Origin of the sequence: Janthinobacterium sp. Ant5-2-1, assembly GCF_001445815.1 — a bacterium.
In the GTDB taxonomy this organism is placed as follows: Bacteria; Pseudomonadota; Gammaproteobacteria; order Burkholderiales; family Burkholderiaceae_D; genus Janthinobacterium; species Janthinobacterium lividum_E.
The window spans coordinates 84980-97512 of sequence record NZ_LNCE01000016.1 but is presented as its reverse complement, the minus strand read 5'-3'; the positions used below and the strand labels follow the sequence as shown (position 1 = coordinate 97512).

The 12533-nt window shown below is 63.2% G+C and carries 12 protein-coding genes; 6 read left to right on the top strand and 6 right to left on the bottom strand.

From position 1 onward, the window contains the following. The first annotated feature begins 97 nt into the window (after positions 1-97). The 3 genes from ASN89_RS06340 to ASN89_RS06330 all read left to right on the top strand — a co-directional run bounded on the left by ASN89_RS06340 (position 98) and on the right by ASN89_RS06330 (position 1886). Positions 98-1111 (top strand): serine hydrolase domain-containing protein, encoded by a 1014-nt coding sequence (locus ASN89_RS06340; protein WP_058048660.1) that lies wholly within the window; start codon positions 98-100, stop codon positions 1109-1111. Positions 1112-1226: 115 nt separating this feature from the next. Next, on the top strand, positions 1227-1577 hold the full coding sequence (locus tag ASN89_RS06335) for a hypothetical protein (protein ID WP_046684065.1): 351 nt from the start codon (positions 1227-1229) through the stop codon (positions 1575-1577). A gap of 45 nt (positions 1578-1622) precedes the next feature. Beyond that, positions 1623-1886 carry a hypothetical protein gene (locus ASN89_RS06330; protein ID WP_046684064.1) on the top strand — a complete coding sequence of 88 codons (264 nt, stop codon included), beginning with the start codon at positions 1623-1625 and terminating at the stop codon, positions 1884-1886. A gap of 67 nt (positions 1887-1953) precedes the next feature. Here the strand turns inward: ASN89_RS06330 and ASN89_RS06325 are convergent, their stop codons facing one another. From ASN89_RS06325 to ASN89_RS28940, 6 genes are all read right to left on the bottom strand, one after another. Then, entirely contained in the window at positions 1954-2511 is a 558-nt protein-coding gene (locus ASN89_RS06325; protein ID WP_058048659.1) for a fasciclin domain-containing protein, read from the bottom strand. A gap of 208 nt (positions 2512-2719) precedes the next feature. After that, positions 2720-4165, bottom strand: a complete 1446-nt coding sequence (locus ASN89_RS06320) for an efflux transporter outer membrane subunit (RefSeq protein WP_058048732.1) — start codon at positions 4163-4165, stop codon at positions 2720-2722. Positions 4166-4209: 44 nt separating this feature from the next. Continuing rightward, positions 4210-7410: an efflux RND transporter permease subunit gene (locus tag ASN89_RS06315; RefSeq protein ID WP_034751959.1), complete on the bottom strand. Its 3201-nt coding sequence runs from the start codon at positions 7408-7410 to the stop codon at positions 4210-4212. Between the two features lie 2 nt (positions 7411-7412). Next, the gene (locus ASN89_RS06310; protein ID WP_058048658.1) at positions 7413-8657 is read right to left on the bottom strand and encodes an efflux RND transporter periplasmic adaptor subunit; all 1245 of its coding nucleotides are present in this window, start codon (positions 8655-8657) and stop codon (positions 7413-7415) included. 271 nt (positions 8658-8928) lie between these two features. Then, on the bottom strand, positions 8929-9789 hold the full coding sequence (locus ASN89_RS06305) for an alpha/beta hydrolase (RefSeq protein ID WP_058048657.1): 861 nt from the start codon (positions 9787-9789) through the stop codon (positions 8929-8931). Next, a complete protein-coding gene (locus tag ASN89_RS28940) occupies positions 9786-9956 on the bottom strand; it encodes a hypothetical protein (protein ID WP_166446692.1) in 171 nt (56 codons plus the stop codon). The genes ASN89_RS06305 and ASN89_RS28940 overlap by 4 nt, the downstream gene beginning before the upstream one ends. Positions 9957-10146: 190 nt before the next feature. On the opposite strand from ASN89_RS28940, the gene ASN89_RS06300 reads away from it, so the two are divergent. Genes ASN89_RS06300 through ASN89_RS06290 form a run of 3 tightly spaced genes read left to right on the top strand, consistent with a single transcriptional unit; the run spans position 10147 to position 12532 of the window. After that, entirely contained in the window at positions 10147-11109 is a 963-nt protein-coding gene (locus ASN89_RS06300) for a LysR family transcriptional regulator (protein WP_058048656.1), read from the top strand. Then, positions 11106-12077 carry a D-2-hydroxyacid dehydrogenase gene (locus tag ASN89_RS06295; protein ID WP_058048655.1) on the top strand — a complete coding sequence of 324 codons (972 nt, stop codon included), beginning with the start codon at positions 11106-11108 and terminating at the stop codon, positions 12075-12077. The genes ASN89_RS06300 and ASN89_RS06295 overlap by 4 nt, the downstream gene beginning before the upstream one ends. Continuing rightward, positions 12074-12532: a hypothetical protein gene (locus ASN89_RS06290; RefSeq protein ID WP_058048654.1), complete on the top strand. Its 459-nt coding sequence runs from the start codon at positions 12074-12076 to the stop codon at positions 12530-12532. Before ASN89_RS06295 ends, ASN89_RS06290 begins: the two co-directional genes overlap by 4 nt. The last annotated feature ends 1 nt before the right edge of the window (position 12533 follow it).

Here is a 12533-nt window from a genome sequence, read left to right as displayed (position 1 = left end):
CTTCATGCAAACTTCATCGAACCAGGCACCTTGCGCGCGACAAAGCGGCGCAGATGGGGGACACTGGCACTCCGACCATCGCCGCGAAGCCTATCCCATGCGCCACCTGCTGCTGCTTACCGCCCTGTCCCTGCCTTGCGCCGCCAATGCGCAAACCGCCCCCGCCACCCTGGAGCAAGTCCTGCAAGCCCAGGACCGCGACAGCCATGGCGACTTGCGCGCCGTCGTCGTGCTGCGCGACGGCGCCATCGTGGCCGAACGCTATTACAACGGCGAGACGGCCGACACCCTGCACGACATCCGCTCGGCCGGCAAGAGCATCACCGCCCTGCTGGCGGGCGCGGCCGTGGCGCGCGGCCAGCTGGCGACGACAAAAACGGTGGGAGATTACTGGCCCGAAGTCGCTGGCAGCCCGGCAGGCAAGGTGCTCATCGACGACCTGCTGACCATGCGTTCGGGCCTGGCCGCCTTCGATGAAGACGAACAGTCGCCGGGCAATGAAGACAAGCTCGATGCGGCGCCCGACCCTGCCGCCTTCGTGCGCGGCGTGCCCGCTGCCACGGCGCCGGGCAGCGCCTACCGCTACAACTCGCTGGGGGCGTATGTCGCGGGCAGAGTGGTGGAAAGCGCCAGCGGCGCCGACCTGGAAGATGTCGCCGCCAAGGTGCTGTTCTCGCCACTGGGCATCACCCGCTGGAGCTGGGGCCGCGACGTGGCCAACCATCCGAAGGGCCAGGGTAATCTGTCGCTGCGCGCGCGCGACACGGCAAAAATCGGCCAGATGGTGCTCGACGACGGCGTAGTTGACGGCAAGAGGGTGATCGATACGAGCTGGCTGCAAGCGGCGCTGGCGCCACGCGTGGCCACCGGCGCCGTCGACCGCTACGCCGACAGCTACGGCTATTTCTGGTATGCGAAGACGCAGGACATCGGGGGACAAAAGATCGCCGTGCATTTCGCCTCGGGCAATGGCGGCAACAAGATCTACGTGATACCCGCGCGGCGCATGGTGGTGAGCATCGCGTCCAGCGCGTACGGCAAGCCTTATGGACAGCGCCGTTCGGAAGACATCCTGAAGGCCATCCTGAAGGCGGATACAACGCAGATGTAAGCGTTTGTAATGACCGTCAACGCAAGCGATCGGGGGCGCGTTTTATGCTCAGTGACACGGGAATCATCCCGGCACCAACAGACATACCAGACAAACCACCACTGAGGACTGCACCATGAAAAAAGCAATTGTTACCCTGATCGCCGGCCTGTTCGCAACCGCAGCCTTCGCCCAAACCCCGGCAGCACCTGCGGCCGCTCCGGCAGCCTCGGTACCAGCAAAAGTGGAAGCGGCCCACACCAAGGCTGTCGTGAAAGCGGACGCCAAGGAAGCGCAAGCCGTCGTCAAAGCGGATGCCAAAGAAGCGAAAGCAGTCGTCGCAGCGAAAACGGACGTCGCCAGCGCCAAGGCGGAAGCGGCCACCACGAAAGCCAAGGCACACCACAAGGCCAAGAAAACCAAGGCCAAAGCTGACGAAAAACTGGCATCGGCCACCGCTGAAGCGGCACCTGCAGCAGCCAAGTAATTCATTCTCACTGCATCAACCCGAAAAAACACCAAGGATCTCATCATGAAAAAAGTTATCGCCACCCTGATCGCCAGCCTGTTCGCCACCGCCGCTTTCGCCCAGACGCCAGCCGTTGCGCCAGTCGCTCCAGTGGCACCGATTCCTGTCGTCGCTCCTGTCGTCAAGGCCGAAGCGCCGGCAGCCGCCGTCAAGCCAGCGGCGCACAAGAAAGCCAAGCATCACAAGGCGAAGAAAGCCGCTCCAGCCGACAAGGCAGCACCTGCGGAACCAGCGGTGCCGGCAACGCCAGCAGCGCCAGCCAAGTAATCACGGCGGCATAAATGAAAAAGACAGGGTTTTCCCTGTCTTTTTTTTCGTCCGCTTTTTCGTTCGCTTATTTAGGCATCAGCACCGAGTCGATGACATTGATCACGCCATTCGACTGGTACACGTCATAGGTACTGATGTTGGCGCTATTGCCGCTTTCATCCATCACCACGATGTTGTGCATGCCGTTCATGGCGAACATCAACTTGCCGCCGCTGGCCGTGGGCAAGGTGGCTTTACCATCGTGCATCTTGATTTCCTTGGCCAGCGCCTTGAAGTCGTATTTGCCGGGCACCACGTGGTAGGTGAGGATTTTCGTCAGGGTCGCCTTGTTTTCCGGCTTCACCAGAGTCTCGACGGTGCCGGCCGGCAGCTTGCCGAAGGCCGCATTCGTCGGCGCGAACACGGTAAATGGGCCCTTGCCTTTCAGGGTATCGACCAGGCCGGCCGCCTTGACGGCGGCGACCAGGGTCGTGTGGTCGGCCGAATTGACAGCATTGTCGACGATGTCCTTGGACGGATACATGCTCTGGCCACCGACCATGGTCGTCATGTCGGCGGCAAACGGGGCGCTGGCGGCCAGCATGGATGTAAAGAACAGTGCTGCGGGAACGAAGGTGCGCATGATGGTATCTCCTGGATGACGGCGTTTGCATGATTGCAGGAGTATTTACGTGGTCGGACGGGGATTGGATTCAATTTATTTTACGCCGCGGGAAATGTCGGATTACGCGCTACGCGCTAAGCCGACCTACACAAGCCCCCCATAAAAAAAACGGCGCCGTGCAAAGCACGACGCCGTTCTTGAGAGGCTTATCGCCGCGGACCGGAAACTAGTTGGCAGCTACTTGCGGCTCCGTCTCGCCCCAGCCGCCGCCCAGGGAGCGGATCAGCGCCACCGTGGTGACGGCGCGGTTGCCGCGCAATTGCACGGCGTTGCGCTCGATGGCCGCCAGGTTGCGCTGCGCGTCGAGCAGATCGAGGTAGCTGGAACGGCCAGCGTCGTACAGCTTTTGCGCCAGGTCGGCCGAACGGCGCGCCGAGACGACGGCTTCGTCGATCTGCTGCGTCTGGCCCGACAGGATGCGCAGGCCGGCCAGGTTGTCTTCCACCTCGGCGAAGGCCACCAGCACGCTCTGGCGATACGTCGCCACCGACTCTTCCAGCTGCGCTTCGCTGCGGCTCACGGCCGCCTTGTTGCGGCCACCGTCGATGATCGGCATCGACATCAGGGCGCCCAGCAGCCAGGAGCGGCTGCTCCACTTGAAGATGTCCGAGAAGGTATCGGACGCGCCGCCGCCGGAGGCGTTCAAGGTCAAGGCCGGGAACATGGCCGATTTCGCCACGCCGATGCGCGCATTCGACGCTTCCATGGTGCGCTGCGCCGACGCGATGTCGGGACGGCGTTCCAGCAGGGAGGACGGCATGCCGGCCGGGATCACGGGCAGGAAGCCGCTATCTTGCAGCGGGTTGACGGTCGCCGTGAAACTGGCGGCAGGTTTACCCAGCAGGACAGCCAGCGCATGCTCGCTGGTGGCGCGCTGGCGCTGCAGGCCGATGGCTTCGGCGCGCACGGTCGACAGCTCCGTGCGGGCACGCGACAGATCGAACTCGCCGATGTCGCCCAGGTCATAGCGGCGCTGGTTCACATGCACGCTTTCCTCGCGCAGGCGCACCGTCTGTTCCAGGGTCGCCAGTTCGGCGTCCGTGGCGCGCAGCTGGAAGTAGGTCTGCGCCACGTCGGCCTGCAAGGACAGCAGCACCGAGCGGTAAGTCGCTTCCACGGCCAGCGCATCGCTGCGCGAGGCGCTGACGTTGGACGCCACGCGGCCGAACAGATCGACTTCGTAGCTGGCCGTCAGGTTGGCCTGATAGACATTCGTGGCCGCCACCGGCGCGCCGTTCGGCAAGCCGAGCGACACGGCGGAAGCGCGGTTGCGCTGGCCGCCCACGTTCACGCCCACTTGCGGGATGCGGTCCGCTTCGGCGATGCCGGCAATCGCCCTCGCCTGCTTGACGCGGGCGGCGGCGACGGCCAGGTTGGCATTCGCTTGCGTGGCTTCGTTGATCAGGCTCGTGAGGGCCGGATCATTGAACGCCAGCCACCACTCGCCGCGCGCCTGGCGCTCGGCAGGTACGCCCTGTTTCCAGCGCGTGCCGTCGGCCGCCGTCTGCACGGCGGGCAAGGTTTGCGCTTCCTTGAACGCGGCCGGTGTCTCGATCTGCGGCTGCTTGAACTCCGGCGCCGCGCAGGCGGCCAGCAGCACGGCTGCGGCCATGGCGGTCAGCACGGGCTTGACGCGCCAGATGATTTCCTTGGTTTTCAATATATATCTCCTTCCAGATCCAGCGCTGGCGCGGCGACAGGCTTGGCGGCAACGGCGGCTGGTTTTTTCTCAAAACGCTGCGCCAGGGTGCGCAGCAGTACGTAGAACACGGGCGTCAGGAACAGGCCGAAGAAGGTCACGCCCAGCATGCCGGCGAAGACCGCCACACCCATGGCATGGCGCATTTCCGAACCGGCGCCATTCGAGAACACCAGGGGCACCACGCCCATGATGAAGGCGATCGACGTCATCAGGATCGGACGCAGACGCAGACGGCACGCTTCCAGCGCCGCTTGCACGACGGTACGGCCATGCTCTTCCAGTTCGCGGGCAAATTCCACGATCAGAATCGCATTCTTCGACGCCAGCCCCACCAGCACGAACAGCGCAATCTGGGTAAACACGTTGTTGTCGCCACCGGTCAGCTTCACGCCCAACAGCGCGCAGAGGATCGACATCGGCACGATCAGAATCACGGCCAGCGGCAATGTCCAGCTTTCGTACTGGGCGGCGAGCACCAGGAACACCAGCAGCACGCACAGCGGGAAGACATAGATCATCGTATTGCCGGACAAGATGTCCTGGTAGGTCAGCTCCGTCCATTCATACGAAATCCCCTGCGGCAGCACTTCCTTGGCGATGCGTTCCAGCGCCGCTTGCGCCTGGCCGCTCGATACGCCAGGGGCTGCACCGCCATTGAAGTCGGCTGCGGCATACGCGTTGTAGCGCTGCACGCGGTCCGGGCCATAGCTGTCCTTGACGCGCATCAGCGACGACAGCGGGATCATCTCGCCCTTGTCGTTGCGTACCTTCAGTTGCGCGATATCCTGCGCATGCGAACGGAACGCCGCATCGGCTTGCACGCGCACCTGGTAGGTACGGCCAAACTGATTGAAGTCATTCACGTACAGCGAACCGAGGTTGATCTGCAAGGTCTGGTAAATCGTTTGCAGCTGCACGCCCATCTGCTTGGCTTTCACGCGGTCGACGTCGGCGAACAGCTGCGGCACGTTGATCTGGTAACCCGAGAACACGCCCGCCAGTTCCGGCGTCTGGTACGCTTTCGCGGCCAGCGCCTGGGTGGCGTTGTACAGCGCGTCGTAACCGAGATTGCCGCGGTCTTCGATCATCATCTTGAAGCCGCCGATGGTGCCGAGGCCGTTGACCGGCGGTGGCGGGAAGACCATGATGAAGGCGTCCTGGATACCGCCCAGGCGCTTGTTGATCTCGGCCGCAATGGCGCCGCCCGACAATTCCTTGCTGGTGCGCTCGTCGAACGGTTTCAGGGTGGCGAACACGATGCCGGCGTTCGGCGCATTGGTGAAATCGTTGATCGACAGGCCGGGGAAGGCGATGGTCGATTCGACGCCAGGCACCGACTTGATGACGTCGGACATGCGGCGCACGACATCTTCCGTGCGGTCCAGCGAAGCGGCGTCAGGCAATTGCGCAAAGCCCACCAGGTATTGCTTGTCCTGTGCTGGCACGAAGCCGGCCGGCACGGACTTGAAGGTGAAGATGGCGGCAACGACCAGCAGCGCATACACGCCCAGCGAGGCGCTCTTGCGGCCCAACACGCCTTTTACGCCCGCTTCATAGCGGTGCGAAGCGCGGCCGAAGAAGCGGTTGAACCAGGCGAAGAAGCGGCCGAAGACCATGTCCATGCCGCGCGTCAGCGCGTCTTTCGGCGCATCGTGCGGTTTGAGCAGCGCGGCCGACAGGGCTGGCGCCAGGGTCAGCGAGCTGAAAGCGGAGATCACGGTCGAAATGGCGATGGTCAGCGCGAACTGGCGATAGAACTCGCCGGACAAACCTGGCACGAAGGCGATCGGCACGAACACGGCGCACAGCACCAGGGCGATGGCGACGATAGGACCGCTCACCTCTTTCATGGCCTGGATAGTGGCGTCGCGCGGCGACAAGCCTTCCTCGATATTGCGCTCGACGTTTTCCACCACCACGATGGCGTCATCGACGACGATACCGATGGCCAGCACGAGGCCGAACAGCGACAGCGTGTTGATCGAGAAGCCAAAGCCCAGCATCACGGCAAAGGTGCCGACGATGGAGACGGGAACGGCCAGCAGCGGGATGATCGATGCGCGCCAGGTTTGCAGGAAGATGATCACCACCAGCACCACCAGGGCGATGGCTTCCAGCAGGGTATGGATCACGGCTTCGATGGACGAACGCACAAACTGCGTCGGGTCGTACTCGATCCGGTATTCCACGCCTTGCGGGAAGTCTTTTTTCAGTTCGTCCATCTTGGAACGCACGTCGGAAGACAGTTGCAGCGCGTTGGCGTTCGGCGCTTCGAAAATACCCATGCCGACGGCCGGATTATTGTTCAGCAGCGAACGCAGCGAGTAGCTGTTGGCGCCCATTTCCACGCGCGCCACGTCCTTCAGGTGCGTCACTGCACCGTCGGCATTCGTGCGCACGATGATGGCGCCAAACTCCTCGGGCGTCTGCAGACGGCCCTGGGTGTTGACGGTCAGCTGGAAGTCCGAGTTCTTCGCTGGCGAGGCGCCGATCACACCGGCGGCCACCTGCACGTTCTGCTCGCGAATCGCGTCGACGACGTCATTGGCCGTCATGCCGCGCGCCGCCACCTTTTGCGGGTCGAGCCAGATGCGCATGGCGTAGTCGCCGGCGCCGAAGATCTGGATGTCGCCCATGCCGGGCAAACGGGCCAGTTGATCCTTGACGTTCAGCACCGCGTAGTTACGCAGATACATATCGTCATAGCGCTTGTTTGGCGAAACCAGGTGCACCACCATGGTCAGGTTGGGCGAGGACTTGACGGTCGTCACGCCGATCTGGCGCACTTCCTCGGGCAGGCGCGGCAAGGCGCGCTGCACGCGGTTCTGCACTTGCGTCTCGGCCTGCTCGACGTTGGTGCCGATCTTGAAGGTCACGGTCAGCATCATCGCGCCATCGGACGTGTTTTGCGAGGACATGTAGAGCATGTTCTCGACGCCGTTGATCTGCTCTTCGAGCGGCGCGGCCACGGTTTCGGCGATCACTTTCGGGTTGGCGCCCGGGTACTGCGCGCGCACCACCACGGATGGCGGCACGACGTCGGGATATTCGGAGATGGGCAGGCCGAAAATCGACAGCAGCCCGGCCACGAATATGACGATCGACAGCACCGCCGCGAAAATCGGCTTGTCGATGAAAAAGCGGGAAAAGTTCATGTTTATTCCTTGGAAGTCGATGCTGCTTTCGCGGCGATCTTGGCATCTTTTGCTTCAGGTTTTGCGGGGGCGGCAGGCGCGGTCGGATCGAAATCCATCGCCACTATCTGCGGCGTCACCGGGGCGCCGGGGCGCACGCGCTGCAAGCCGTTGACGACGATTTTTTCGCCCGCTTTCAAACCTTCACGCACCACGCGCAAGCCATCCGAGGTCGGGCCCAGCTTGACGGCGCGGTATTCGGCCTTGTTGTCGGCGCCCACCACGTAGACGTATTTGCGGCTTTGATCCGTGCCGACAGCGCGGTCGCTGATCAACAGGGCCGTGCTTTGCGCCTGCGGGCCGTTACCGCCGTCGAGCTGGATGCGCGCGAACAGGCCAGGCACCAGCTGGCGCTCGGCGTTGGCGAAGGTGGCGCGCATGCGCACGCTGCCCGTGGCCGGATCGAGCTGGTTGTCGACGAATTCCAGCTTGCCTTCATGCGGGAAGCCCGTTTCATTGGCCAGGCCTACCTTGACGGTGACGGGCGTGCCCTTTTGCGCCGTGCCGGCCACGCGCAGGTACGTATCTTCATCGCCGTCGAAGCTGGCGTAGATGCGGTCCGTCGACACCACCGAGGTGAGGATGGCGGAAGCGTCGATCAGGTTGCCGACGGTGATTTCCGCCTTGCTGACGCGGCCGCTGATCGGTGCCTGCACCTGCGTGTACGACAGGTTCAGTTTCGCCGCTTCATACGCTGCCTGCGCCGAGCGGACATTCGCATCCAGCTCTTTCAGGCCCGAGGCTTTTTCATCGAATTCGCGCTGGGCGATGGCTTTTTCAGCCAGCAGCTTTTCAGCGCGCGACAGTTCCAGCTTGGCCAGTTCCGCCTTGGCGCGGGCCGAGGCGGCCGTACCTTCGGCGCGCGACACTTCGGCCTGGAATGGACGCGGATCGATGACGAACAGCACGTCGCCCTTTTTGACTTCGCTGCCCGGCTTGAAATTGACGGCCGTGATGAAGCCGCCGACTCTCGAGCGGATTTCCACGCGCTCGATCGCTTCCAGGCGGCCCGAGAATTCCTGCGTTTCCGTGATCTGTTTTTCAACGACGGCGGCGGCCGAGATGGGCGGGCCGCCGGCCGCTGGCGCGTCGGGCACCTTGCTATTGGCCGAATCGCAGCCAGCCAGGCTCACGGCCACCAGTCCTGCCAGCGCGAGCGAGGCAGCCAGGGGCTTCAGTAGGGTGGAAAATTGTTGAGCGTTTTTCATTTTATTTCCCTGTTTTATGAAAATTTCTAATGATATGGGCGGCAGGAAGCAACCCAACTGAAAAAGTGAATGGTGGTGCCATGGCGCCCGACGGCGCTCGATCAAAGGTAAACAGGCCGCCAGCTGTTTAAAAGCGGACGGGGACGACAAAGCTGGCTGTGCGAGCGCACAACTCAGGCAAGATGGGAACTACACTCCGTAGTGTAACAACCGAAACTCAAAAAGTAAACTGATTAGTGTAAGTTTTTTTGCGGTGCCGCAGATGGCGGCGTCATGACTCGGGCTCCTGCCCCAGTCCAGCGACAAAGCTGGCGATTTCACTCAAGGCATGTACCTTGCAGGCGCATTCATTACGCGCGCCCGCATCCTGCAGCGGCGCGGCGGGCATGCGCCGTACGGTGGTCTTGATGCCGCAGGCGATCAGCTTGCTGCCGTATTGTTCAGCCTCGTCGCGCAATGGGTCGTCTTCGCCGGACAGGATGAGCGCCGGCGGCAGGTTCTTCAATCGGCTCGACTGCAATGGCGACGCGTACGGATGGGTACGGTCAGCGGCATTTGGCAGGTAGCCACGGTAGGCGGCGGCGCATTGATCAGCCACTTCCGCCAGGTCTGGGCACGTCGGCAAGTTGCGCATCGAGCAGGTCGACAGGCCGGGGTCGAGCATGGGCATGATCAGCACCTGGCCCGCGAGGGGCGGTCCGCCCCGGTCGCGCGACATCATGGCGCACACGGCAGCCAGGTTGGCGCCCGCTTCGATGCCCGACACCACCATCTGCTTGCCCGTCCAGCCCAGCTTGGACTTGTTCTTTTTTGCCCACAGCAACACGGCATGCGCGTCTTCCACGGCGGCGGGGAACGGCCGCACCTTGGCCAAGGTGTAGTTCGCGGCCAGCACCACGTGGTCCGGGTTGCTCAGCACGAGGCAGCGCAGGAAGTCGTCCGCGTCGTCCAGGTCGCCGTCGACAAAGCCGCCGCCATGGAAGAAGACGATCAGGCTCGACTGCTTGGCGCCCGGCACGCCGGCCGTGTAGACGCGCGCGCCGAGCGCATCCTGCGCGCCCTGCACCTGGATGTCGCGTATCTTCAGCGCCTGGCCAGGTGCCAGTTCAACCGCGGTACCGGCAACGCTCATTGCGCCACCACCGGCTGCACCGCAACATCGAGTACGGTGTCGTTCAGGCACAACAGGACGCCACCGCCCACTTCATGGGTCAGGGCGCTATAACCGCTGGCTTCGCTTTGCGCCGCCATCGAGTATGCATCCGTCGATACCATCGCGGCCAGAGCGAGCGAGCTCATAGCGAGAGCGAGCACTGCAAAGATTCCATTCCGATGACCCATGATATTTCTCCTGTGAACTTCCTGCGGCAATCACATTTATGCTGCAGTACAACAACTATAGACTTGATCTACAATCTGATAAAGAGTGCAATGACGAATTGATTGTTCAGGATTCTGAATAATCGCGTCTAAAGTGATAGGAAATCAAGTGAACAAGCTGCAAGCCATGGAAGTTTTCATTCAAGTCGTCGATGCGGGCGGCTTTACGCGCGCGGCGGAAAACATGCAGCTGCCGAAAGCCACCGTATCGACCCTGATCCAGTCGCTGGAAGCAAGCCTGTCGGTCAAGTTGCTCAACCGCACCACGCGCCACGTCAGCATCACGTCCGACGGCGCCGCCTATTACGAACGCTGCGTGCGCATCCTGTCGGACGTGCGCGAGGCCGAGGAATCGCTGTCGCGCACGCGATTGAGCCCCAGCGGACGGCTGCGCGTGGATGCACCCACGGCCCTGGCCAGCGAACTGATCATCCCCGCCCTGCCCGATTTCTTTGCCCGCTACCCGGACATCTCGCTGGAACTCGGTTGCAGCGACCGTCCCGTCGACCTGATCGAGGAAGGCGTCGACTGCGCCGTGCGCGGCGGCGAATTGGGCGACCTGAACCTGATCGCGCGCCGGGTCGGCGTGCTGCACTTCATGACGTGCGCCTCGCCCGGCTACCTGGCGCACCACGGCACGCCGCTGCATCCAAACGACCTGCCGCGCCACCGGGGCGTGAATTTTTTCTCCGCCAAGACGGGTAAAACGTTTGACTGGGATTTCACGCGCGCCGGCGAACGCATCCAGATCGCCATGCCCAGCCATATCGCCCTGAACGATTCGAATGCCTACTCGGCCGCGGGCCTGGCGGGTCTGGGCATCGTGCAAATGACGCATTTCATGCTTGCGCCGCTGATAGAACAGGGCAAAATGGTGGAATTGCTCAGTGAATGGGAATCCGACCCGCTGCCCATCCACGTGATCTATCCGCCCAACCGCCATCTGTCCGCCAAGGTGCGCGTGTTTGTCGAATGGGTCGCCGACATGTTTACCAACCACCCGGCCACGCAGCTCAAGAGCAGGAACACCAGCCCGAGCCCGCGCGCCACCCTGACCGAGGCCCAGCCATGACCGCAGCAAGCACATCGCCCCACCGCATCGTCTTCCTCGACCGCGACAGCCTGATCGCCACCGTGCGCCCGCCCGCCTTCGCGCACAGCTGGGAAGAACATGCGCACACCAAGGGCAGCGAACAGACGGTGTCCCGCCTGCAAGGCGCCAGCATCGCCATCACGAACAAGGTGCCGTTGCGCGCGGCCGAGCTGGCACAGCTGCCCGACTTGAAAATGATCGCCGTGGCCGCTACCGGCACGGATATTGTCGACCTGGCCGCCTGCCGCGAACGGGGCATCGTCGTGGCGAATATCCGCGACTATGCGCGCGCCACCGTGCCCGAACACACCTTGGCCCTGATGCTGGCCCTGCGCCGCCAGCTGGTGGCCTACCGCGCCGACGTGGAAGCGGGCCTGTGGCAAGCGTCGGACCGCTTCTGTCTGTTCGGCCACCCGATCCGCGACCTGGCCGGCAGCCGCCTGGGTTTGCTCGGCTACGGCGCGCTGGGCAAATCCGTGGCGCAGCTGGGCCGCGCCTTCGGCATGCAAGTCATCGTACATAACCGCTCGCCCATCGAGGACGACGGCGTGACGCAAGTGACGTTCGACGAGCTGCTGGCCACGTCCGACGTGCTGAGCCTGCACCTGCCTTTGACGGACAAGACGCGCAACATCATCGGCGCGCAAGAACTGGCGCGCATGCAGCCGACGTCGCTGTTGATCAACACGGCGCGGGGCGGTCTCGTCGATGAAGCGGCGCTGGCCGATGCATTGACAAACGGCGTGATCGCCGGCGCCGGTTTCGACGTGTTATCGAAAGAGCCGCCGCTGCCCGACAACCCGCTGTTGAATTTGCGCCTGCCCAACTTCATCCTCACGCCGCACACGGCCTGGGCCAGTGGCGAGGCCATGCAAAAGCTGGCCGACATCCTGATCGGCAACGTGGAAGCATTCGAGCGGGGCGCGCCCACGAACGTGGTGGCATGAGCATATTGCACGAACTCGATGAACTGCTGGGCCTGGACAGCGACGAATACGACCGCCTCGACCTGTTTCACGAAGCGGACGAGCTGATCGGGCAACTGCGGGCGGCCGACGTGCCCGCGCTGCTTGCCCTGTGGCAGGCGCGCAGCCTGTGCTGGCAACAGCGCTACACGCAAGCGAGCGGCTCCATCGACGGCGCCGTGCTGCGCGCCTTGCTGTCCGGTTTGCTGCAGGTCAAGGAGACGCCTCACGGCGTGTTCGAATTGATGACTCGCCTGCCTGCGACAGCCGACGTCTCCCCGCTCAGCGACGCCCTGCTCGATTATGCCGAGCAAGCCTGGCATGCGCAGGGGCCGGCAAGACACAGGAAAATCCAGATCAGTTGCTGGAGCTGCGGGCTGTCGGGCCGGCTGTTGAAACGGCTGGGGTTTTCCGCCTGGAAGGAAGCGGGACTGTAAT